22 protein-coding genes are annotated in these 21,078 nt (G+C 73.0%); 16 read left to right on the forward strand and 6 right to left on the reverse strand.

What is annotated here, in order from left to right; genetic code table 11:
• Positions 1 to 238: 238 nt before the first annotated feature.
• A complete protein-coding gene (locus AB0K12_RS18150; RefSeq protein ID WP_355426865.1) occupies positions 239 to 631 on the reverse strand; it encodes an OsmC family protein in 393 nt (130 codons plus the stop codon).
• A 53-nt stretch (positions 632 to 684) separates the two neighbouring features.
• Here AB0K12_RS18150 and AB0K12_RS18155 point away from each other — a divergent pair, with 53 nt between their 5' ends.
• Complete coding sequence (locus AB0K12_RS18155) at positions 685 to 1,386, forward strand: hypothetical protein (RefSeq protein WP_364561936.1); 702 nt, start codon at positions 685 to 687, stop codon at positions 1,384 to 1,386.
• A 50-nt stretch (positions 1,387 to 1,436) separates the two neighbouring features.
• Positions 1,437 to 2,267, forward strand: a complete 831-nt coding sequence (locus tag AB0K12_RS18160; protein ID WP_364561939.1) for an FAD:protein FMN transferase — start codon at positions 1,437 to 1,439, stop codon at positions 2,265 to 2,267.
• 17 nt (positions 2,268 to 2,284) lie between these two features.
• Here AB0K12_RS18160 and AB0K12_RS18165 read toward each other — a convergent pair whose 3' ends face one another.
• Positions 2,285 to 2,560, reverse strand: coding sequence for a hypothetical protein (locus AB0K12_RS18165; RefSeq protein ID WP_355426873.1), 276 nt, complete (start codon positions 2,558 to 2,560; stop codon positions 2,285 to 2,287).
• Between the two features lie 143 nt (positions 2,561 to 2,703).
• Between AB0K12_RS18165 and AB0K12_RS18170 the strand changes: the two genes are divergently transcribed.
• Together AB0K12_RS18170 and AB0K12_RS18175 are read left to right on the forward strand one after the other, a co-directional pair.
• A complete protein-coding gene (locus tag AB0K12_RS18170) occupies positions 2,704 to 3,084 on the forward strand; it encodes a phage holin family protein (protein WP_355426876.1) in 381 nt (126 codons plus the stop codon).
• An 11-nt stretch (positions 3,085 to 3,095) separates the two neighbouring features.
• Positions 3,096 to 4,418 carry an aromatic amino acid ammonia-lyase gene (locus AB0K12_RS18175; RefSeq protein ID WP_364561943.1) on the forward strand — a complete coding sequence of 441 codons (1,323 nt, stop codon included), beginning with the start codon at positions 3,096 to 3,098 and terminating at the stop codon, positions 4,416 to 4,418.
• 3 nt (positions 4,419 to 4,421) lie between these two features.
• Here the strand turns inward: AB0K12_RS18175 and AB0K12_RS18180 are convergent, their stop codons facing one another.
• Positions 4,422 to 5,411: a LacI family DNA-binding transcriptional regulator gene (locus tag AB0K12_RS18180; RefSeq protein WP_364561946.1), complete on the reverse strand. Its 990-nt coding sequence runs from the start codon at positions 5,409 to 5,411 to the stop codon at positions 4,422 to 4,424.
• 203 nt (positions 5,412 to 5,614) lie between these two features.
• Here AB0K12_RS18180 and AB0K12_RS18185 point away from each other — a divergent pair, with 203 nt between their 5' ends.
• Both AB0K12_RS18185 and AB0K12_RS18190 read left to right on the forward strand, forming a co-directional pair.
• Entirely contained in the window at positions 5,615 to 6,475 is an 861-nt protein-coding gene (locus AB0K12_RS18185; protein WP_364561949.1) for an amidohydrolase, read from the forward strand.
• The gene (locus AB0K12_RS18190) at positions 6,472 to 7,023 is read left to right on the forward strand and encodes a cysteine dioxygenase family protein (RefSeq protein WP_364561951.1); all 552 of its coding nucleotides are present in this window, start codon (positions 6,472 to 6,474) and stop codon (positions 7,021 to 7,023) included. The genes AB0K12_RS18185 and AB0K12_RS18190 overlap by 4 nt, the downstream gene beginning before the upstream one ends.
• Here AB0K12_RS18190 and AB0K12_RS18195 read toward each other — a convergent pair.
• Together AB0K12_RS18195 and AB0K12_RS18200 are read right to left on the reverse strand one after the other, a co-directional pair.
• On the reverse strand, positions 7,012 to 7,689 hold the full coding sequence (locus tag AB0K12_RS18195; RefSeq protein WP_364561953.1) for a (2Fe-2S)-binding protein: 678 nt from the start codon (positions 7,687 to 7,689) through the stop codon (positions 7,012 to 7,014). The two genes, AB0K12_RS18190 and AB0K12_RS18195, sit on opposite strands and share 12 nt — an antisense overlap.
• Positions 7,683 to 8,873, reverse strand: a complete 1,191-nt coding sequence (locus tag AB0K12_RS18200) for an MFS transporter (protein ID WP_364561956.1) — start codon at positions 8,871 to 8,873, stop codon at positions 7,683 to 7,685. The genes AB0K12_RS18195 and AB0K12_RS18200 overlap by 7 nt, the downstream gene beginning before the upstream one ends.
• Positions 8,874 to 8,953: 80 nt before the next feature.
• Here AB0K12_RS18200 and AB0K12_RS18205 point away from each other — a divergent pair, with 80 nt between their 5' ends.
• On the forward strand, positions 8,954 to 9,922 hold the full coding sequence (locus AB0K12_RS18205) for a LacI family DNA-binding transcriptional regulator (protein WP_364562693.1): 969 nt from the start codon (positions 8,954 to 8,956) through the stop codon (positions 9,920 to 9,922).
• On the opposite strand, the gene AB0K12_RS18210 is transcribed toward AB0K12_RS18205, so the two are convergent.
• The gene (locus tag AB0K12_RS18210) at positions 9,919 to 11,118 is read right to left on the reverse strand and encodes an MFS transporter (protein ID WP_364561958.1); all 1,200 of its coding nucleotides are present in this window, start codon (positions 11,116 to 11,118) and stop codon (positions 9,919 to 9,921) included. The genes AB0K12_RS18205 and AB0K12_RS18210 overlap by 4 nt on opposite strands.
• Before the next feature lie 59 nt (positions 11,119 to 11,177).
• On the opposite strand from AB0K12_RS18210, the gene AB0K12_RS18215 reads away from it, so the two are divergent.
• The 9 genes from AB0K12_RS18215 (at position 11,178) to AB0K12_RS18255 (ending at position 21,073) form a co-directional block, all read left to right on the forward strand.
• On the forward strand, positions 11,178 to 12,155 hold the full coding sequence (locus tag AB0K12_RS18215; protein WP_364561961.1) for a DUF5937 family protein: 978 nt from the start codon (positions 11,178 to 11,180) through the stop codon (positions 12,153 to 12,155).
• Positions 12,156 to 12,239: 84 nt separating this feature from the next.
• Complete coding sequence (locus tag AB0K12_RS18220) at positions 12,240 to 13,205, forward strand: sugar-binding domain-containing protein (protein ID WP_364561963.1); 966 nt, start codon at positions 12,240 to 12,242, stop codon at positions 13,203 to 13,205.
• Between the two features lie 134 nt (positions 13,206 to 13,339).
• On the forward strand, positions 13,340 to 14,428 hold the full coding sequence (locus tag AB0K12_RS18225) for a sugar ABC transporter substrate-binding protein (RefSeq protein WP_364561966.1): 1,089 nt from the start codon (positions 13,340 to 13,342) through the stop codon (positions 14,426 to 14,428).
• Positions 14,428 to 15,315, forward strand: coding sequence for an ATP-binding cassette domain-containing protein (locus tag AB0K12_RS18230; RefSeq protein WP_364561968.1), 888 nt, complete (start codon positions 14,428 to 14,430; stop codon positions 15,313 to 15,315). The genes AB0K12_RS18225 and AB0K12_RS18230 overlap by 1 nt, the downstream gene beginning before the upstream one ends.
• The gene (locus AB0K12_RS18235; RefSeq protein WP_364561971.1) at positions 15,312 to 16,544 is read left to right on the forward strand and encodes a sugar ABC transporter permease; all 1,233 of its coding nucleotides are present in this window, start codon (positions 15,312 to 15,314) and stop codon (positions 16,542 to 16,544) included. The genes AB0K12_RS18230 and AB0K12_RS18235 overlap by 4 nt, the downstream gene beginning before the upstream one ends.
• The gene (locus AB0K12_RS18240; RefSeq protein WP_364561974.1) at positions 16,541 to 18,019 is read left to right on the forward strand and encodes an FGGY-family carbohydrate kinase; all 1,479 of its coding nucleotides are present in this window, start codon (positions 16,541 to 16,543) and stop codon (positions 18,017 to 18,019) included. Before AB0K12_RS18235 ends, AB0K12_RS18240 begins: the two co-directional genes overlap by 4 nt.
• On the forward strand, positions 18,016 to 19,449 hold the full coding sequence (locus AB0K12_RS18245; RefSeq protein ID WP_364561977.1) for an FGGY family carbohydrate kinase: 1,434 nt from the start codon (positions 18,016 to 18,018) through the stop codon (positions 19,447 to 19,449). The genes AB0K12_RS18240 and AB0K12_RS18245 overlap by 4 nt, the downstream gene beginning before the upstream one ends.
• On the forward strand, positions 19,446 to 20,069 hold the full coding sequence (locus AB0K12_RS18250) for a histidine phosphatase family protein (protein ID WP_345389086.1): 624 nt from the start codon (positions 19,446 to 19,448) through the stop codon (positions 20,067 to 20,069). Before AB0K12_RS18245 ends, AB0K12_RS18250 begins: the two co-directional genes overlap by 4 nt.
• Positions 20,066 to 21,073, forward strand: coding sequence for a 2-hydroxyacid dehydrogenase (locus AB0K12_RS18255; RefSeq protein ID WP_364561981.1), 1,008 nt, complete (start codon positions 20,066 to 20,068; stop codon positions 21,071 to 21,073). Before AB0K12_RS18250 ends, AB0K12_RS18255 begins: the two co-directional genes overlap by 4 nt.
• The last annotated feature ends 5 nt before the right edge of the window (positions 21,074 to 21,078 follow it).

Genomic DNA, 21,078 nt, shown 5'->3' on the forward strand with positions numbered 1-21,078 from the left:
GCATGGATCGGGCCGGGCAGTTCCCCCAAATCTGCCCGGCCCGATCGGTGGCGGTCCAGGCCGACGCTTTCCCCCAAAAACGCCGGCGGTCCCGCACTTTGCGAACCGCGGTCCCCCTCCGCGCTCGCATCGGTGAAGGTCCTCGTGGTCAGTCGCCAGTGCTCCTGACCTGCTCCTACGCTACCGAGACGAATGCAACGGTCGCGTCATAACGGGGTCGAATATCTGTTTAATCCACCTACGGAAGCTCCAACCGAACTTCAGTGCCGTCCTGCAGCGATCTGCTCACCGTGCAGTACTTCTCGTGCACCCGGTGGGCGACCGCCTCGAACACCTCGCCGGCCTCCTCCGACGGGAGCTCGACGTCGTACGTGACCGTCACCGGCCCCAGCTTGTTGGGCTCGACCTTCTCCGACTCGACGGTCATCGCCAGGCGCACCAGCCGGTGACCGCGCTTGGCGGTGAGCGGCTCGACGGTCACGATGTTGCACCCGCCCACCGCCGCCAGCAGCAGCTCGACCGGAGTGAACACGCCCTCCTGGTCTCCGCCGCCTATCGAAACCTCGGCGCCACGGGCGTTGGTCGCCCGGAATCCGCCCTCTTCAGTCCGCTCCACGCGCACGTTAGCCATGTTTCTAGACCCTACTCAGAATGCTTTCATGTTCGATCCGCAAGGTAGATGGCATGGCTAGCGAGGCGAATGCTCATCAGGGGCCGATCCTCTTCTGGAGCGGCGTCGCGGTCGCCGAGTTCGGGGCGATCCATCCGGGTTCCGGCCATCCGTCGACGCCTTCGGCCTACGCCGCCGCGGCGCTGCTCGTCGCGGTCGGCTTCCTTCACGTCAAGGCCGCCGGCCGGCTCCGCACCGAGGAGGCCAGGCAGCGCCTGCGGCTCGGCGGCTATCTCGCGGGCGCGCTGCTGGTGGCCCACCAGTTCGGCGCCACCACCCAGGCCACGGGCTTCACCCGGGTGGCCTCACTCCTGCTGTACGCCGCCGCGGCCGTGATGGCCGTCCGGAGCCACCGGGTGCCCGGCCCCACGAGGCCGATCCTGCTGATCGCGACCGGCCTCGACCCCCGCGCGCTGGGCGAGCGCCTGGCCGGCGAGCCGGACACGGTCGCGGTCTACCGGACCGAGCGGGTCACCGACGAGCTGCGCGAGCTGCAGTCCCGCTACGGCGTCATCCTCGTGGTGGGCGCCGAGCACGATCCGCGCGTCAAGGAGCGGGTGAGCGCATCCGGGCTCGGGCGCGAGGTCCCCGACATCGCCGAGCGCGAGGTGGTGGTGGCCGGTCCGCGCCGTTTCCAGCGGTACGTCGGGGGCGCGCTGTCGCGCCTGGCGGTGCCCAGGTCACAGGTTCATTTCAGATCTGGGCTCAAGGCTTAGGCTGAGCATACGAGCGATCTGACAACGTGGGCGACGGACAAGGAGGCAAGATGACGACTTCCAAGGTCACCGGGTCCGTGACGACTTCCCATATTGCAGAAGCCCCGACGGCGTTCCCCGGCAGCAGCCGGGTCGAGACGGTCATGGGCCGGCCGGTCAGCATCGACATCCGCACCCCCCTTCCCGCCCGCGAGCTGACCCCGCTGCTGGACGACGCGTTCGCCTGGCTGCGCTGGGTCGAGGACACCTTCAGCCCCGACAAGGAGGACAGCCAGATCAGCCGCCTCAACAGGGGCGGCACCATCAAGCAGGTCCCCGAGCTGGTCGAGGTGCTGCACCGCTGCGAGGAGCTGAGCGAGGCCACCGACGGCTGGTTCGACGCCCGTATCAACGGCGTCACCGACCCCTCCGGCTACGTCAAGGGCTGGGCGCTGGAGCGCCTGTCGCGCGCGCTGGTGCAGGCGGGCGCGGGCGACCACCGCATCACGGCGGGCAACGACGTGCGGGTGCGCGGCTCGGCCGCTCCGGGCAGGCGCTGGCGGGTGCCGGTGCGCGACCCGCGTACGGGCGAGGTCCGCAGGACGGTGCTGGCCCACGATCTCGGCATCGCCACCTCGGGCGGGTCCCGCGTGCTCGACCCGCACACCGGCGAGGTGCGCGACGCGCTGGGCGCGGTCACGGTCATCGGCCCCGACCTGGGGCTCGCCGACGCGTACGCCACCGCCATGTACGCCATGGGCCCCGTGCAGGCCCGCCGCTACGCGACCGAGCTGGCCGGGAAGGGGCCGTACGAGACGCTGATCGTGCTGCACGACGGCCAGGAGCTCACCACGCCGGGCTTCGCGACGTACGGCGGCCCCAGGGAGCGCCTCGCGGGCTGAGCCGCACCTCCCACGTGTCAGGCGTCAGGATGTTTGCGCAGGTAGTCGAGGTAGACCGGGCGCAGCGCTTCGCCCAGCTTGCCCTCGCCCGCCGCGAGGGCGTCGCTGAGCAGCGCGGAGACCTTGCTGAGGTCGTTGGCGGACTCCGTCGAGTGTCCGCTGGCGGCCTCGGCGGCCGGGATCACTTTGAGCAACTCCCATAGGAACCCCAGGTCCCCGTGGCGTACGGCGTAGCGCACCGCCCGATCGTGCAATTCGGCGGCCGGCAACGACTCGAGCCCGTTCGTGTCCATGTCGGTTCCTCCCCTGCACGCCTCTTCCCCGCGTCGTCCGGCGATAACCGGTGACCACCCGGCGACTACGGAAAGTGATCGGCGGGCATCGTTCTGACGGCGCCCCTATCGAGCACTGATCTCAAGTGGGAGGATCAACCAGCGTGAGATTCATCATCAGAACGCTCGCAGCGGCAGTGGCGCTGTGGGTGGCCATCCAGTTCCTCGACGGCATCTCCGTCGACGCCCCCACGAACTCGGCCCGATACTGGGGCGTCCTGCTCCTGGTGGCGTTGATCTTCGGTGTCGTCAACGCCATCGTCAAGCCGATCGTGAAGGCGCTCGGCTGCGCGATCATCGTCCTGACACTAGGCCTGTTCCTGCTGGTCATCAACGCGGCGATGCTGCTGCTGACGAGCTGGATCGCGGGCGAGCTCGGCATCCCCTTCCATGTCGACAACTTCTACCCGGCCGCCTTCTGGGGCGCGATCATCGTCAGCGTGGTGAGCTGGGTGCTCAGCGCGTTCATCCCCGACGGAGACTGACCCCCACGTTCATGGAGCTCGACGGTGCCGGCCTGACGTGCGCGCGGGTGCACGAGGCCGCCTACGGAGGAGCCCGGGTCGCGATCGCCTCCCTCGATCGGGCCCGGGCGGCGTGGGCCACCGCCCAGGAGCTGACCGGGCCGGTGTACGGCAGGAGCACGGGCGTGGGCGCGAACCGGGACGTCCTGCTGGAGGGCGGCGGCCTCGACCTGCTGCGCAGCCACGCGTGCGGCGCGGGTCCGCGCGTCGACCCTGGGCGGGCCAGGGCGATGCTGGTGGTGCGGCTCAACCAACTGCTCGCGGGCGGCTCGGGCGTGGACCCGGGGGTGTGCGAGGCGCTGGCGTACGCGATCAACCATGGCTTCACGCCGCCGCTGCGCACGTACGGGGCGATCGGCACCGGTGATCTGACCGCGCTGTCCACGACGGCGCTCTGCCTGCTCGGCGAGCTGCCCTGGGACGGCGCAGAGCCGGTGGACGAGGAACCCCCGCTCTACCCGCTCGCCTCCAGCGACGCGCTGCCGTTCATCAGCTCGGGCGCGGCCACGCTGGCCGACGCCGCCATCGCGGTGCACCGCCTGCGCACGCTCATGGAGGCCGCCATCGGGGTGGCCGCCATGTCGTTCGCCGCCGTGGACGCCTCGGCCGAGCCGCTGGCCGCCGTCGTGCAGGAGGCGCGCCCGCATCCCGGCCAGGCGGCGGTCGCCGCGGCGCTGCGCGGGCTGGTGTCGCACGAGCCGAGCACCCGCGTCCAGGACCCGTACGGTTTCCGCGCCTTCGCCCAGGTGCACGGCGCCGCCGTGGACGCGCTCGGCAGGGCGGTCACCGCGATCGAGACCGACCTCAACGCCGCCACCGAGAACCCGCTCTTCGCCGGCTCGCTCGCCTGGCACAACGGCAACTTCCACTCCGCTCCCGTGGCGCTGGCGCTGGACGCGCTGCGCCCGGCACTCGTGCAGGCGGCGCAGCTCAGCGCCGCCCGCCTGGCCACGCTCATGGACCCGGCCTACACCGGCCGGCTGCCCTTCCTCGCCGACCGCCCCGGAGCGTCGGGCATGCTGATCCTGGAGTACGTCGCCCAGGACGCCGTCGCCGAGCTGCGCCATCTCGCCCAGCCGGTGACGACGGGCACCGCGGTGGTCTCGCGCGGCGCCGAGGACCACGCCGGGTTCGCCACCCAGGCGGCCCGCCACACCCTGCGCTGCCTGGAGCCGCTGGAGGTCGTGCTGGCCTGCGAGCGCACGGCGGCCGCCCGCGCGCTCGACGCCCCCGCCCCCGACCGCCCGCTCACCGCGGACCTGGAGGCGTCGCGCCGGGCCCTGACGGGAGCCTGAACGTCAGGAGCGCTCAGCCACCGAGCCGCGCTCGCGCAGCGTCGGCTTCTGGACGACCCGCCGCCGGCGCGCGCCGCCGTCGGCCGCCGCCGCGATGAGCCGCACGGCGGCCCTGACGATGCCGTCGATGTCCCAGTCGACGGTGGTGAGCCCCGGGCTGAGCAGGCCCGACATCGGATGGTCGTCGTAGCCCATGACGGACACGTCGCCGGGGATCGACAGCCCGAGGTCGGCCGCGGCCGCGTAGACGCCGTAGGCGATGGAGTCGCTGAAGCAGAAGACGGCGCTCGGCTGCTCGCCCGACAGCACGCGGTGGGCGGTCGCGGTGGCGCCGGCCAGGTCGTGGGGCGCGGTGGTGAGCTCGATGTCGAGCCCGAGCCGCTCGGCCTCGGCCGTGACGTGGACGTCGGCGGGCCGGTCTGGCGTGCTGGGCCGGGTGGGCGTGAGCACGGCGATGCGGCGGTGGCCGAGGGCGCGCAGGTGCTCAAGGGCGAGCGTGACGCCGCGCCGGTTGTCGAAGACGACCTCGCCCGCCGTGCCGGCGATGGAGTCGCCGATGGCCACCACCGGCACCGACTCGCACAGCTCGGCCCAGAACGCGGCGGCGGGATCGACGGGCTGCACGATCATGCCGTCGACGCGCTGGTCGCGCAGCTGCCGGCCCAGGGCGCGCTCGCGGGCGGGGTCGCCGACCGCGTCGAGGATCAGGGCGTAGCGGTCTTTCTCCCGCAGGCCCCTGCTGATGCCCACGGCCAGCGACTGCTGCCACAGGTCCTCCAGCGAGCCGCAGAGCAAGCCGATCATGCCGGTGCGCCCGCTGGCCAGGGCTCTTGCGATGGGGTCGGCCTCGTAGCCGAGCTCGGCGGCGGCGGCGCGGACCCGCTCCATGGTCTCCTCAGAAACCTGGAGGCCGCGCAGCGCGTAGGAGACGGCCGCCGGCGACAGACCCGTGGCCTGTGCCACCTCACGGATCGTGGCTCTCTTCCGAGGCATTGAGCCAGCCTATTGCGTGTCACCGACAGAAGCCGTTTTCCCGCCACTGCTTGTCGGTCTTGTGGCGGGGGCGCCCCATTGACAGCCCTCTAGTGAAGCGGTTCACTGAACCGTATCACTGAAACGGTTCACTCCTCCGGTTGCGCAGGCCGGACGGTTTACATGTATTGTGAGTAGGAAATAGCGGAAGGAGGGCCGCGACGATGAGCATCGACGTGCACCAGCACCTGTGGACACCGGCGTTCATCGACGTCCTGCGCGCCCGTACGAGCCCGCCGCACCTCGACGGCTGGACGCTGATCCTCGACGGCGAGCCGCCGTACGAGGTGAACCCCGCCGACCACGAGCGGCGCGACACGACCGGCCTGGAACTGGCCCTGGTGTCGCTGTCGAGCCCGCTCGGCATCGAGTCCCTGCCGCCGGAGGACGCCTGGCCGCTGATCGACGCCTACCACGACGGCGCGCTCGCGCTGGGCGAGCCGTTCGGCGCGTGGGCGGCCACCTGCCACAGCGAGCTCGACCCCGACCGCCTGGCCAAGGATCTCGACCGCGGCTTCGCCGGCCTGCAGATCCCGGCCACCGCCGTCCCCGACGACCGGCTGCTGGAGGTGCTGACCGCCAGGGACCTGCCGCTGTTCGTACATCCGGGCCCGGCCGCGCCGGCCCCCGGCACGCCGCCGTGGTGGCCCGCGCTGGTGCCGTACGTCCAGCAGATGCACGCGGCGTGGCACTACTTCCACGCGATCGTGCGGCCCAGGCACCCGCGGCTGCGGGTCTGCTTCGCGCTGCTCGCCGGCCTCGCGCCGCTGCACTCCGAGCGCCTGATCGCCAGGGGCGGCGGCGGGCGCGGCCAGATCGACCGCGACTTCTTCGTGGAGACCTCCTCCTACGGCCCGCGCGCGATCGACGCGATCGTCCGCGAGCTCGGCATCGACGTCGTGGTCAACGGATCCGACGCCCCCTACGCCACCGCACCCGACCCCGGGCTCGGCGCGGCCGCCGGTCACGCCGTCCGGGTCGTCAACCCCCGTCGTCTGCTGAACAGAAAGGAGACTCGTACGTGAGCACTGACCAGATCCAGGACGGGGGCACCTGTGCCGGCCTCCCCGAGCGCACTCTCGACCGGCGTGAGTTGCGCGACCTGGTGAACGAGCTGGCCGCCCATCCGGAGGAGTGGCGCGACCAGGTGGACTTCCCCGCCGACGGCGGGCGCCACTACGCCTCCCTCTACCGCGACGCCTACGTGGACGTCTGGCTGCTGTGCTGGCGCCCCGAGGACGACACGGGCTGGCACGACCACGACACCTCCTCAGGGGCGGTTCACGTGGTGCAGGGCGCGCTGCTCGAATGCAACCCGCGCATCGGCGGCGAGCACCTGGAGACGGTGGTGACGGAGGGTCAGTCGTTCTCGTTCGGTCCCGACCACATCCACCGGCTGACCGGCGCGGTGGACCAGAGCGTGTCCATCCACGCGTACTCGCCGCCGCTGTGGCGGCTCGGCCAGTACTCCATCGACGGCACGGGCGTCATGCGCCGCGTCTCGGTCAGCTACGCCGACGAGCTGCGTCCCATCGACGAGCCCGCGAGGCACCCCGTCGGATCAGTGGCCTGAGGACGCGCGGGCCCGCGCGGCGGGCAGGAGCACGCAGCAGCTTCCGCAGGGCTCCACGTCGGGCAGGGTGATCCACAGACAGCAGGTCCTGCGGAAGTAGCCGTCGCCGGCGGGCTCGATGAGCCCGTCGAGCGGCGGCCCGATGCGGCGCAGCAGCTCCATGTAGTCGCCCGGCACGATCGAGGTCAGCGGGTGGGCGAACGCCTCGGCCGTCGAGCCCCACAGCGTGCGCTCCCCCACCTTGGCCAGCGCGCCGATCGCCGTGACCAGCGGGCGCTGCGACTCCTCCAGCGCCTCGCGGACGGCGCCCTCACCGGTCTCCCACCGCACGCTCGTGGCGGCCAGCGTCACCCCGGCGTCCGACACCTTGACGTACGTCTCCCCGAACGGCATGACCGGCACCCGCCCGTCGAGCGCCCACCCGAGCGCCATGGGCAGCGCGTGCCAGTAGCCGTAGGTCTTCCAGAACAGCGCCGCGCCGACGTGCCGCGGGGCGTTCCAGCGCGCGGCGGTCTCGTCCACCAGCCGCGCCAGCAGCGTGTACGGCTCGCGCACCAGCTCGGTGACCGGGGTCCACGAGTCGTCGGGCTCGATGACGAGCTCGGGCACCACCCCGAGCACCCCGCCGCGCTCGTCCGCCAGCCGGCGAAGGACGTCGGTCAGCACGCGGGGCCCTGCTTGTGAGTCATCGTCTCCAACGTAGCAGGGCGGCCGGCCAGCCAACCGGCCACGAGCTGCACCACCAGCACGCCGAGGCCGACGGTCAGCGGCACCGTCCAGCCGCCCGACACCTCCCGCAGGAAGCCGAAAAGCAGCGGGCCCAGCGCCGCGACCACGTAGCCGACGGACTGGGCGACGGCCGACAGCGCGGTCACCGCCGCGGGGCCGGCGGGGCGCAGCGCGATGATCAGCAGGGCCAGCGCGAACGCGGCGCCCTGGCCGACGCCCAGCACGATCATCCACGCCCACGGCAGCGTCGTGGGGGCCAGCAGCACGCCCAGGTAGCCGAGCATGGTCAGCAGGCACGCGCCCACCACGTACGGGACCTGCGAGGCTCTCCGTCCCGCCAGCACGGGCACCGCGAGCGAGGTGCCGACCTGCACCAGGTTCGTCAGGCTGAGCAGGTAGCCGGCCTGGTCGGCGGGCAGCCCGGCCTCCAGGAAGATGGTGGGCAGCCAGGCCAGCATCACGTAGAAGGTGAGGGACTGCAGGCCCATGAGGGCGGTGACGTACCAGGTGACGCGGCTGCGCAGGACGGCGCCGAAGGGGCGGGGGCCGTTGGGGGCCGCCTCCGGCCTGCGCAGCGCCTGCGGCAGCCAGAGCAGCGCCGCCAGCAGCGCGGGCACGGCCAGCAGCGCCGTGACGCCGCGCCAGGAGAACCCGGTGCCGTGCTCGATCGGGATCACCAGCGCGGAGGAGAGCGCGGCGCCGGCGACCACGCAGGAGACGTAGACGCCGGTCATGAGGTTGACCCGATCGGGGAAGTGCTGTTTGACGACGCCGGGCATGGAGACGTTCATGACGGCGATGGCGGTGGCGGCCAGGGCGGAGCCTAGGTAGAGCAGCGGGGCGCCGCCGAGGCCGCGTACGGCGACGCCCGCCGCGATGACGAGCAGGCCGGCGAGCAGCGTGCGGTCGAGGCCGATCCGGCGCGCCAGCAGCGGCGTGACCGGCCCGAACACGCCCAGGCAGACCACCATGACCGTGGTGATGGCGCCGCCGCCCGCCGGGCCGAGACCCACGTCCCCCATGATCTCGTCGAGCAGCGGGGAGACGCCCGCGATGGCCGGGCGCAGGTTGAGCGCGGCCAGGGCGACCCCGGCCACGAGCAAGGCGGATCTCAGCGACATAGACGACCACTCTCGCATAAGCGCTTGACAACGTTGTCCGCCCCTCCCGAGTAGGAAATGATCCAGGCGTGAGACCGACGATGAAGGACGTCGCCTCGGCGGCCGGCGTGGCGCTCAAGACCGTCTCGCGGGTCGTGAACGGCGAGCCAGGCGTCCACCCGGCGACCGCGGAGCGGGTGCGGGCGGCCATCGAGCGGCTCGGCTACAGCCGCAACGAGAGCGCGCGCGTGCTGCGCAGGGGCAGGACCGCCACGATCGGGCTGGTCATCGAGGACGTGGCCGACCCGTTCTACTCGGGGCTGAGCAGGGCGGTGGAGGACGTCGTGATCGAGCACGGCTGCCTGCTGCTCAGCGGCTCGTCAGGCGAGGAGCCGGGCAGGGAGCGCGAGCTGGTCGAGACGTTCTGCGCGCGGCGGGTGGACGGGCTGATCGTGGTGCCGGCCGGTGACGACCACACCTACCTGCGGCCCGAGCTGGAGGCGGGGACGCCGGTGGTGTTCGCCGACCGGCCGCCGGGCGCGGGGCTCGACGTGGACACCGTGCTCGCCGACAACGCGGGCGGCGCGCGGCAGGGCGTACGTCACCTGATGGCGCACGGGCACCGCAGGATCGCCTTCCTCGGTGACGACCCGGCCATCTTCACCGCCGCCGAGCGGCTGCGCGGCTACCGGGACGAGCTGGGCGAGCTGTACGACGAGCGGCTGGTGGCCATGCGGGCGCCGTCGGCCGAGCCGGTGCAGGCCGACCTGGAGCGGATGTTCGCCCTGGACGAGCCCCCGACGGCGCTGTTCACCGGCAACGGCCGCTACACGGTGACGACGCTGCGGGCGCTGGCGCGGCGGCGGGTGGCGCTGGTCGGGTTCGACGACTTCGAGCTGGCCGACCTGCTCGACCCAGGGGTGACCGTGGTGGCGCAGGACCCCGCGTGGATGGGGCGGGTGGCCGCCGAGCTGCTGTTCCGCCGCCTGGGCGGCGACACGGGCCGCTCTGAGCACGTCGAGCTGCCGGTACGCCTGATCGTGCGCGGCTCGGGCGAGCTCCCCCCTTAAGGCGCAGGGACGGCGACGGGGACGGCCGGCGGGCGGAGCACGCGGACCAGCGCGAGCGCGACCAGCACCCCGGCCACCCCCGACGCGGCCATGGCGTACCCGGGGGCGACCACCTCGCCGAGGGCGCCGATCAGCGCCGCGCCGGCCGCCTGTCCCGTCATCAGCCCGGCCGACTGGAGCCCGAACGCCTGCCCGCGCACCTCCTCCGGCACCGCGTCCACGAACCGCCGCTGCAGCCCGAGCTGGTACGACAGCCCCGCCGCCCCGAGCGCGGCGAGCACCGCCGCCCACCCGATGCCAGGCTGCAGGGCGAAGGCGATCCACGGCACCGCGATCAGCACGGCGAGCGGGAACGACAGCCGCTCACGAAGGGCGGGCGCCGCGAACCGCCCCACGGCGAACTCCCCCGCCGCCATGCCGACGGCCGCCGCCGCGAGTACCGTCCCGGCCTGCCCCTGCCCCCCGAGGTACGGCACCACCATGGCCTCCGCCCCCGCCATGCACACGCACGGCAGCCACCCGGCCAGCAGCAGCCCCCGTACCCGGCGATCGGCCAGCAGCCGCCGGTTGACCCGCAGCGTCTGGCGGACCGCGCCCGGCTCACCGGCCTTCCGCGCCGCCGTGTACGGCAGCCCGTACCGCAGGACGAGGGCCGCCACGATGGACAGCCCGGCGGTGACGGCGAGCGCGCCGGAGGGCCCCGCGACGGCGAGGAACGTGCCGCCCGCCGCCAGCCCGACGACCTGCGCGCTCGCCGAGGCCACGTTGAGCAGCGAGCGCCCGAGCACGAACGCGTCGCCGGGCAGCACCTCGGGCAGCATCGCGGCCCGCGCCGCGAAGAACACCGGCGACAGCAGCCCGGAACCGATGACCAGCGCCAGCATCGCCCACACGGGCAGCCCGGCGTAGGCGAGCAGCAGGCAGGTGACGGCCCTGAGCAGCTCACCGGCGATCATCAGGGCCCGCGCCGGCAGCCGGTCGGCCAGGGAGAGCAGGAAGAGCCCGCCGAAGATGTACGGCAGCCACCCCGCCATGTACGCCGCCGCCGACAGCCCGGCCGAGCCGGTCCTGGCGTAGACGAGCACGGACAGGGCCAGCATCTTGATGGAGTCACCGGCGATCAGCAGCGCGAAGCTGCCGAACAGCACCCGGAACTCCTTGACGGCGAACACCTCGCCGAACGTCGCACCTTTCACGGCCACGATGCTGCGGCCCGCCCCGAGCCCCGGGCGACTTCTTCGGATATAACCGAAAGGTGGTGGCGATCGCAGTGGGCCCGCAGGACGTGATGGCCAGCAGGTTCGCCATCTCGCCGCTGATCGAGACCATGCACGCGCAGTGGGTGCTGGCCGGACACTACCGGGCGGGCCCCCACCAGGCGTGGGTGGCGCGATGGCGGGAGAGGTACCTGCGCCTGTCGCGGGAGCTGCCCGCGCTGCGCGCGGCCGGCGCGATCACCGGCAACAAGGGCGGCGCGAACGTCGACTTCATCGCCCCGCCGCCGACGGCCGTGGACGTGCCGTTCGAGGCGGAGCTGGCCGCCGTGCGGGCCACGCCGGTGGCGCGGGCGCACGCAGACATCGAGCGGGTGCTGGCCGAGCGGCCCCCGGTGGCGCCCTGGGTCAGGGAGCTGCTGCTGGGGCCCGACGTGGTGACGCTGGTCGCGCGGGCGTACGAGGCGCTGTGGTCGGAGATCCTGGTGCACGAGTGGCCGCGGCTGCGGGCGGTGCTCCAGCGGGACGTGGCCTACCGGGCGGGGCGGCTCGCGGCGTACGGGTGGCAGGCGGCCCTTGAGGACCTGAGTCCGCAGCAGGTGCGCTGGCGGGGCGGGCGGATCGAGGTGAAGCTGCGCAGCATGAAGGGGGAGGAGCGGCGGCTGGGCGGCAGGGGGCTGCTGTTCCTGCCGTCGGCGTTCATGGAGAGCGTGGGGGCGTACCTGGAGGAGGGCTGGCCGTACGCGCTGGTCTATCCGGCCAGGGGCATCGCCGCCGCGCCCGCCGCGCCCGACCGGCGGCTGGCTGCGCTGATCGGCCGCAGCAGGGCCCGCATCCTCGCCGAGCTGGCCGAGCCGGCGACCACCACGCAGCTCGCCGCCCTGCTCGGGCAGAGCGTCGGCACGGTCGGCGAGCACGTGGCGGCGCTGCGCGGCGCGGGCCTGATCGCGGGCACCCGCACCGGCCGCAGCGTCGTGTACGCGCGCACCCCGCTCGGCGACGCCCTGATCGGCGGCTAGCCTGTCCCCCGGGACGTGCAGGAAGCACGCGGCTATAGTGGTTGCGCATCAGTTCTGCAAATCTGTTCACCGAGGAGCGCGTGCATGAATGCCGCCGACGTCGCACCCGAGGCGCAGGCCAGATTTCCCCAGGAGCTGATGTACACCGCGGCCCAGCAGTACTACCTGGAGGACGCCACCCAGGGCGACATCGCCAAGCGGCTCGGCGTCAGCAGGGCGACCGTGAGCCGGCTGCTCACCGAGGCCCGCAGGCAGGGCATCGTCGAGATCAGGGTGCACCGCCCTGCCGCGCTGGCGGACGGCCCGCTGGCCGCCGAGGTGGCCGAGGCGCTCGGCCTCGACCGCGTCTATCTGGTGCCCAAGGCCAACGGCCCGGCCCTCGGCCCCTGGCTGGCGCCCGGCGTGGCCCGCGCGCTGGCCGGCGCCGGGCTGGTGTCGGGCGACGTGGTGCTGGTCTCCTCCGGCACCACCGTCTACGAGTGCGCCCGCGAGGACCTCGGCCGCCATCCCGGCGTGACCATCGCCCCCGCGGTCGGCGGCCAGGAGGAGCCGCAGCCCTGGTACCAGACCAACGAGACCACCCGCATCCTGGCCGAACGCGTCGGCGGCGTGCCCGCCTACCTCTACGCGCCCGCCCTGCCGGGCCCCGAGCTGTTCTACTCGCTGCAGCACGAGCCGTCGGTGCGCCGGGTGATGGACCTGTGGGGGCGGGCCAAGTGCGCGCTCGTGGGCGTCGGCTCGGCGCCGCTGATGCGGCAGATGGTGCCCTCGCTCATGCCTCGCGACGCCGACAGCCTGCGCCACGCGGTGGGCGACGTGTGCATGCGGATCTACGACCGCGACGGGGCGCCGGTGACGTACCCGGGCAGCGAGCGGCTGGTCGCGGCCGAGCAGGAGGACCTGCGGCGCATCCCGCACACGATCGCGGTCGCGGTCGGCGCCGAGAAGGTGCTCTCGATCGTGGCCGGCGCCAGGGGCGGCTACTTCAACCAGCTCGTCACGGACACGCCCACGGCGGAAGGGCTCGTCGCCGCCGCCCACCAGCTCTGAACATCTGTGCTGGACAAAGTTTCTGACAGCGCGCTAACGTGAGCCGCACCACAGGGTGTGCGCTCCTGTGCGGGCATCCCTGTCCCGGGGACGGCGTGCGTTCAGAAAATCTGGCGTAAGTGAGGTAACAACCCGTGAACAGAGCTCAGATGCGGACCTCCGCGTTCGCCGCGGCGGCCGTGCTCGCCACCTCCGTGCTGGCCGCCTGCGGTTCCGGCGCCGGCTCGACCGGCGGGGACACCGCGGGAGGCGGCGACCTGCAGAACGCCAAGGTCGCCTTCCTCATGCCCGACCTCGCGTCCACGCGCTACGAGCTGCAGGACAAGCCGCTGTTCGAGGCGAAGATGAAGCAGCTCTGCCCGACCTGCGAGGTCATCTACCAGAACGCCGACTCCGACGCCTCCAAGCAGCAGCAACAGGCCAACTCCGCGCTCGCGCAGGGCGTCAAGGCCATCGTGATCGACCCGGTCGACTCCGCCGCCGCGGCCACCATCGTCAAGTCGGCGCAGTCGCAGCAGGTGCCGATCATCGCCTACGACCGCCCCATCCCGGCCACCCCCGCCGACTACTACATCTCGTTCGACAACGAGAAGATCGGCCAGCTGATCGCGCAGTCCCTCGTCGACCACCTCAAGGAGGAGAAGGCCGAGGGCGGCATCCTCCAGGTCAACGGCTCCCCCACCGACGCGGCGGCCGGGCTGATCAAAAAGGGCATCCACAGCGCGGTCGACCCCAGCGGCTTCAAGCTGCTGGCCGAGTACGACACCCCCGACTGGCAGCCGGAGAAGGCCCAGACCTGGGTCAGCGGCCAGATCACCCAGTTCAAGGACCAAATCGTCGGCGTGGTCGCGGCGAACGACGGCACCGGCGGCGGCGCGATCGCCGCGTTCAAGGCCGCCGGCGTGAAGGTGCCGCCGGTCACCGGCAACGACGCCGAGATCGCCGCCGCCCAGCGCATCATCAACGGCGACCAGTACAACACGATCTCCAAGCCCATCAAGATCGTGGCCGAGGCGTCGGCGAACGTGGCCTGGGAGTTCATGCAGGGCAAGAAGCCCGCCGGCAAGACCACGCTGTACGACACGCCGTCCGAGCTGTTCGTCCCCACGGTCGTCACCAAGGACAACGTCAAGGAGGTGCTGTTCGACAGCGGCATCATGAAGGCGTCCGAGGTGTGCACCGGCGAGTACGCCAAGGGCTGCGACGAGCTCGGAATCAAGTGATGAGCGTTCTGTCCCTCCGGGGGATCAGCAAGACGTTCGGCGCGGTCGCCGCGCTCACCGGCATCGAGCTCGACGTGGACGCCGGCCAGGTCGTGGCGGTCGTCGGCGACAACGGCGCGGGCAAGTCCACACTGGTCAAGATCCTGTCGGGGGTGCACCCGCCCGACGCGGGCACGATCACGTTCGAGGGCCGCGAGGTGCACATCCCCACCCCGGCCGCCGCGCACCGGCTCGGCATCGCCACGGTCTTCCAGGACCTCGCGCTGTGCGAGAACCTCAACGTCATCCAGAACCTCTTCCTCGGCCAGGAGATCCGCCCGCTGCGGCTCGACGACGTGGCCATGGAGACCCGCTCGTGGGAGCTGCTGCGCCAGCTCTCGGCGAAGATCCCGAGTGTGCGGGTGCCGGTCGCGGCCCTGTCGGGCGGCCAGCGGCAGACCGTCGCCATCGCGCGGTCGCTGCTCGGCGACCCCAAGGTGATCATCCTGGACGAGCCCACGGCCGCGCTCGGCGTGGCCCAGACCGCCGAGGTGCTCAACCTGGTCGAGCGGCTGCGCGAGAACGGCCTCGGCGTCATCATGATCAGCCACAACATGGCCGACGTGAAGGCCGTCGCCGACACCGTCGCGGTGCTGCGGCTGGGCCGCAACAACGGCGTGTTCGCCGTGGACGAGGTCACCACCGAGGACATCATCGCGGCCATCACCGGCGCCACCGACAACGCGGTGTCCCGCCGGGCCCAGCGCGACCCCGAGCGCGACCCCCAGCGCGACCCCCAACGCGACTCGGCACAGCGCGGCCAGGAACAGGGCGGCCAGGAACAGGGTGGCCAGGAACAGGGTGGCCAGGAACAGGGTGGCCAGGGACAGGAAGGACAGGTGTCATGACCGCCGTGACCACCGACCGCCAGGACGAGCGGCTGCGGCAGAGCGAGGGCCTGCGGGGCGCGCTCTCCGACGTGGTGGAGCGGGCGCGCGGCGGCGACCTCGGCGTCATCCCCGTCGTGGTGGGCCTGATCGTCATCTGGTCGGTCTTCCAGGCGCTCAACCCGATCTTCCTGTCCAGCGCGAACCTGGTGAACCTCACGCTGGAGTCGGCCGCCGTCGGCGTCATCGCGCTCGGCATCGTGTGCGTGCTGCTCGTCGGTCAGATCGACCTGTCCGTCGGCTCGGTCAGCGGCCTGTCGGGCGCGGTGCTCGCGGTGCTGTTCGTCGGCCAGGGCCTGCCGGTGTGGGTGGCGATCGCCGCGTCCGTGCTCATGGGCGCGGTCATCGGCTGGCTGTACGGGCAGTTGTTCAACCGGTTCGGGGTGCCCAGCTTCGTGATCACGCTGGCCGGGCTGCTCGCCTTCCTCGGCTTCCAGCTCTACGTGCTGGGCACCAAGGGGTCGATCAACCTGCCGTTCGACTCGGGCCTGGTGAGCTTCGCGCAGCTCGACTTCGTGCCCGCGTGGCTCTCGTACACGTTCGCGGTGATCGCCGCCGGCTGGTTGTTCGCCAGCGGCCACCTGCACGCCAGGCAGCGGCGCAAGGCCGGGCTGTCGGCCCGCAGCACGACGACGCTGGCCGTGCGGAGCGTGGCGCTGCTCGCGGTGCTCGCGTTCGTGGTCTGGTACCTCGGGCAGACGCGCGGCGTGGGCTGGATGTTCGTCTTCTTCGTGGCGCTGGTCCTGATCATGCACTACCTGCTGTCGCGGACGAAGTGGGGCAGGTCCGTGTACGCCGTCGGCGGCAACGTCGAGGCCGCGCGCCGCGCCGGCATCAACGTCAGGGCCGTCTACACCTCGGTGTTCGTGCTCTGCTCGACGTTCGCCGCGGTCGGCGGCATCCTCGCCGCGGCCAGGCTGGCGGCGGCCAACCAGAGCAGCGGCGCGGGCGACGTCAACCTCAACGCGATCGCCGCGGCGGTGATCGGCGGCACCAGCCTGTTCGGCGGGCGCGGCACCGCCTTCGGCGCACTGCTCGGCATCATCGTCATCCAGTCCATCTCCAGCGGCCTGACGCTGCTCAACCTCGACTCCTCGATCCGGTTCGTGGTGACCGGCGCGGTGCTGCTGCTCGCCGTGATCGTCGACTCGGTCTCGCGCCGGTCCAGGACCTCGCACGGCAGGGCATGATGGCGATCATCTGCGTGGACGCCGGCACCACGGTCATCAAGGCCGTCGGGTACGACGACGCCGGCGCCGAAGCGGCCGTGGCCCGCCGCGCGACCGTGGTCACCAGGCCCGCGCCCGGCCACACCGAGCAGGACATGCACGCCGTCTGGGACGCGGTGGCCGAGACCGTGCGCGAGGTCGCCGCACAGACCGGCGGCGCCGAGTTCGTCGCGGTCACCGCCCAGGGCGACGGCTGCTGGCTGGTCGACGCCGCGGGCGAACCCACCGGCCCGGCCATCCTGTGGAACGACGCCAGGGCCGCCGCCACCGTGGCCGCCTGGACGCGCGACGGCCAGGCCGGGACGGCGTTCCGCCGCAACGGCTCGTCGGCCGCCTCCGGGCTGCCGCACGCCATCCTCACCTGGCTGCGCGCCCACGACCCCGATCGCCTCGACCGCTCCAGCGCCATGCTGACCTGCGGCGGCTGGATCTTCTCCAGGATGACCGGGGAGATCGCGGCCGACGAGTCCGACGCCTCGGCGCCGTTCATGGACCTGCGGGAGCGGGCGTACTCGCCCGAGCTGCTGCGCCTGTTCGGCCTGGAGTGGGCCGAGCGGCTGCTGCCGCCGATCAGCCCGACGCCGGTCGCCGGGCTCACCGCGCGGGCCGCCGAGACGCTGGGGCTCGCGGCGGGCACGCCGGTGGTCATGGCCCCGTACGACATCGCCGCCACGGCACTCGGCTCCGGCGCGGTACGCCCAGGGCAGGCGTGCGGCATCCTCGGCACCACGCTGTGCACCGAGGTCATCGCCGCCGCGCCCGACCTCGACGGCCTGCCGACCGGCATCACGATCGCGCTGCCCGGCGGCTACCTGCGGGCCTTCCCCACGTTCGCGGGCACCGAGGTGGTGCAGTGGACGTGCCGCCTGCTGGGGCTGTCGGCCCCCGACGAGCTGGGCGAGCTGGCCATGACGAGCGAGCCTGGCGCGGGCGGGCTGGCGTTCCTGCCGTACCTGTCGCCGGCCGGTGAGCGGGCGCCGTTCTCCGACCCGCTGGCCAGGGGCGCGCTGCTCGGCATGTCGTTCGAGCACGGCAGGGGCCACGTCGCCAGGGCCGTGCTCGAGGGGCTGACCATGGTGATCCGCGACTGCCTGGAGGCGACCGGGGCGGCGCCGACCGAGCTGCGGGTGTGCGGCGGCGGCGCGAACAGCGCGGTCTGGCTGCAGCTCATCGCCGACGTCACCGGGCTGCCCGTGCGCCGCTCCACCGACACCGAGGTGGGCGCGCGCGGGGCGGCGCTGGTGGGGATGGCCGCCACGGGCGGGGCGCCGTCGGTCGCCGAGGCGGCGGCCCGGCACGTACGGCTGCGCCAGGCCGTCGAGCCCGACCCCGGCCGCAGGGCACGCTACGACGACCTCTTCGCCGCCTTCCTGACCCTGCGCGGCGGCACCGCCGAGAACTGGCCGCTGCTGGCCGGGCTGAGGAACCGTACATGAGCGTGTGGATCGGCATCGACCTCGGGACCCAGAGCGTGCGCGCGCTGGCCGTGGCGGGCGACGGGCGGGTGCTCGGCACCGGCAGCCGCCCGCTGACCAGCCACCGCGACGGGCCGCGGCACGAGCAGGACCCCGAGCAGTGGTGGCGGGAATTGGCCGCGGCCACCCGCGAGGCGCTGCGCGGCGTGCCCGCCGGCGAGCGGGTCGAGGGCGTGGCGGTGGACGCCACCTCTGGAACGATCCTGCTGACCGACGCCGCGGGCCGCGCCGTGACGCCCGCCCTCATGTACGACGACCGCCGCGCCGACGCCACCCGCGCGAACGAGGCGGGCGCGGCGGTGTGGGAGCGGCTCGGCTACCGCCGCATGCAGCCGAACTGGGCGCTGCCGAAGCTGCTGTGGCTGCTGCGCGACGCCCCTCCAGGCGCCCGCGCCGCCCACCAGAGCGACTTCGTCAACCGTCGCCTGGTCGGCCAGGAGGTCGCCACCGACCTGAGCAACGCGCTCAAGACCGGCGTGGACCTGATCGACGAGCGCTGGCCTTCCGACGTGTTCGACACGCTGGGCGTGCCCGAGGGCATGCTGCCCGCCGTCGTACGCCCCGGCGCCCGGCTCGGCACGGTGTGCGCGGCCGCGGCGGAGGAGACCGGCCTGCCCGAGGGCACGCCGGTGATCGCCGGCACCACCGACGGCTGCGCCGCCCAGCTCGGCGCGGGCGCCCGGCAGCCGGGCAGCTGGAACTCGGTGATCGGCACGACCCTGGTGCTCAAGGGCGTCACCAAGGAGCTGATCCACGACCCGCTCGGCGTGGTCTACTCCCACCGCGCGCCCGACGGCTCCTGGCTGCCCGGCGGCGCGTCCAGCACGGGCGCCGGCGTGCTCTCCCGTGACCTGCCCGGCGCCGACCTCGACGCGCTCAGCCGGCAGGCCGCCGAGCGGTACGGCCGCCGCCTCCCGCCGGTCGTCACGTATCCGCTGGTGTCGCGGGGTGAGCGGTTCCCGTTCGCGGCGCCCGCCGCCGAGGGCTTCACGCTCGGGGAGCCGGCCGACGACGTCGAGCGCTACGCGGCCATCCTGCTCGGCGCGGCCTTCGTCGAGCGGCTCTGCTTCGACTACCTCGACCTGCTCGGCGCGCCCGTGGACGGGGAGATCATCCTGACCGGCGGCGCCACCAGGAGCGCCTACTGGACACGACTGCGCGCCGACGTCCTGGAACGCCCGGTGACGCTGCGCGAGAACGCCGAGCCCGCCCTCGGCATGGCCGTCCTGGCGGGCGGCGACCCGGCCGCCATGATCAGGACGAGCGCCGTCGTCGAGCCGTCGGACGCCGGCGTGCGCGAGCCGTACCTGCGGTTCGTGGCCGAGCTGGAACGACGCGGCTGGCTCGACGGCCGGGCCGCCGCACACGCCCGCGAGAGGACCACCCGATGACCGACCTCGTGCTCGTCCGCCACGGCGAGACCGTCTGGCACGCCGAGAACCGCTACGCCGGGATCAGCGACGTCGAGCTGACCCCGCGCGGCCGCGAGCAGGCCGCCGAGCTGGCGTCCTGGGCGGCGGGAGCGGGGCTGACCGCCGTGTGGGCGTCCACGCTGAGCCGGGCCAGGATCACCGCCCAGGCCGCCGCCGACCAGGCGGGGCTTCCGGTGCGGACCGACGAGCGGCTGCGCGAGCTGGACTTCGGGCAGGGCGAAGGGCTCACCTCGGCCGAGATGAAGGCCCGCTTCCCCGAGGCCAGGGCCGCGTTCGAGGCCGACCCGGCCGGGAACCCGCTGCCGGGGGGCGAGGACCCGTACGAGGCCGCGGGCCGGTTCACCGCCGCGCTCGACGACATCGCCGCCGCGCACTCCGGAGGCCGGGTGCTGGTGGTCGCGCACACGACCGCGATCAGGCTCGCCCTGTGCGGGCTGCTGGGGGTGCCGCTCGGCGAGTACCGGCGGTTGTTCCCCCGGCTCGACAACTGCGCGCTGACCGAGCTGCGCCTGTGCGACGCCCGTACGGGACGGGTGGCGATGCTGCAGTACAACTCCCCGATTGGAGCCGTTCGTTGACACTCAAAGTCCTTGCCGCAGGCGACCACTTCGTCAGGAACAGCCTGCTCATCGACGCGCTGAAGAGCGCGGTGCCCGGTGAGCTGGACGTCCGCGAGCTGACGCTGCCCTGGCCGGTCGAGCCGTTCGGGCGGGTGGGCGAGGTGGACGAGGCTTCCGACGTGGAGGACGAGCTGATCGAGGCGCTGCGCGGGGTGGAGGTGTGCGTCACCCAGATGGCGCCGCTGACCAAGCGGGTCCTGGACGCCTCGCCGGAGCTTCGGCTGTTCTGCGTGAGCAGGGGCGGTCCGGTCAACGCCAACCTGGAGGCGGCGTCCGCGGCCGGGGTGAAGGTGACGTTCGCGCCGGGCCGCAACGCGGTGGCCACCGCCGAGCACACGCTCGCCATGCTGCTCGCCGCCACCCGCCGCATCCCGCAGACCCACGCGGAGCTGGCCGCCGGGGTGTGGCGGGGCGACTACTACACCTACGACCGGGTCGGGCCCGAGCTGGAGGGCAACACGGTCGGCCTGGTCGGCTACGGCGCGATCGGCAGCAGGGTGGCCCGCATGCTCGAAGGGTTCGGCGCCACCGTGCTCGTCCACGACCCCTACGTGGACGTGCCCGGCAACGTCGCGCTGCCCGAGCTGCTCGAACGCTCGCTGTTCGTCTCCCTGCACGCCCGCGCCACCCCCGAGACCACCGGGATGATCGGCAAGGCCGAGATCGCCGCCATGCCGGCCGGCTCGGTGCTGGTCAACTGCGCGCGGGGCGCGCTGCTCGACTACGACGCGCTGTGCGACGCGCTCGACTCCGGCCACCTGTTCGGCGCCGCGTGCGACGTCTTCCCCGACGAGCCGATCCCGCCGGGCTCGCGCCTGCTCACGACGCCGAACCTGGTGATGACCCCGCACCTGGCCGGGGCCAGCAAGGAGACGGCGATGAAGGCGGCCACCATCGTGGCCGCCGACGTGGCCCGCTACGTACGCGGCGAGCCCGTCGCCCACCTTGCCAACCCGAGCTGACCCGA

This window comes from Nonomuraea sp. NPDC049419 (assembly GCF_040676995.1).
Taxonomy (GTDB): Bacteria; Actinomycetota; Actinomycetes; order Streptosporangiales; family Streptosporangiaceae; genus Nonomuraea; species Nonomuraea salmonea.

Bases quoted from the DNA above. Each gene is read 5' to 3' on its own strand.
- AB0K12_RS18250 (WP_345389086.1), top strand. From the start codon at position 19,446: ATGACCGACCTCGTGCTCGTCCGCCACGGCGAGACCGTCTGGCACGCC.
- AB0K12_RS18230 (WP_364561968.1), top strand. From the start codon at position 14,428: ATGAGCGTTCTGTCCCTCCGGGGGATCAGCAAGACGTTCGGCGCGGTC.
- AB0K12_RS18205 (WP_364562693.1), top strand. From the start codon at position 8,954: ATGAAGGACGTCGCCTCGGCGGCCGGCGTGGCGCTCAAGACCGTCTCG.
- AB0K12_RS18165 (WP_355426873.1), bottom strand. From the start codon at position 2,560: ATGGACACGAACGGGCTCGAGTCGTTGCCGGCCGCCGAATTGCACGAT.
- AB0K12_RS18150 (WP_355426865.1), bottom strand. From the start codon at position 631: ATGGCTAACGTGCGCGTGGAGCGGACTGAAGAGGGCGGATTCCGGGCG.
- AB0K12_RS18220 (WP_364561963.1), top strand. From the start codon at position 12,240: ATGAATGCCGCCGACGTCGCACCCGAGGCGCAGGCCAGATTTCCCCAG.
- AB0K12_RS18185 (WP_364561949.1), top strand. From the start codon at position 5,615: ATGAGCATCGACGTGCACCAGCACCTGTGGACACCGGCGTTCATCGAC.
- AB0K12_RS18180 (WP_364561946.1), bottom strand. From the start codon at position 5,411: ATGCCTCGGAAGAGAGCCACGATCCGTGAGGTGGCACAGGCCACGGGT.
- AB0K12_RS18160 (WP_364561939.1), top strand. From the start codon at position 1,437: ATGACGACTTCCAAGGTCACCGGGTCCGTGACGACTTCCCATATTGCA.
- AB0K12_RS18240 (WP_364561974.1), top strand. From the start codon at position 16,541: ATGATGGCGATCATCTGCGTGGACGCCGGCACCACGGTCATCAAGGCC.
- AB0K12_RS18175 (WP_364561943.1), top strand. From the start codon at position 3,096: ATGGAGCTCGACGGTGCCGGCCTGACGTGCGCGCGGGTGCACGAGGCC.
- AB0K12_RS18235 (WP_364561971.1), top strand. From the start codon at position 15,312: ATGACCGCCGTGACCACCGACCGCCAGGACGAGCGGCTGCGGCAGAGC.
- AB0K12_RS18200 (WP_364561956.1), bottom strand. From the start codon at position 8,873: ATGTCGCTGAGATCCGCCTTGCTCGTGGCCGGGGTCGCCCTGGCCGCG.
- AB0K12_RS18245 (WP_364561977.1), top strand. From the start codon at position 18,016: ATGAGCGTGTGGATCGGCATCGACCTCGGGACCCAGAGCGTGCGCGCG.
- AB0K12_RS18155 (WP_364561936.1), top strand. From the start codon at position 685: ATGGCTAGCGAGGCGAATGCTCATCAGGGGCCGATCCTCTTCTGGAGC.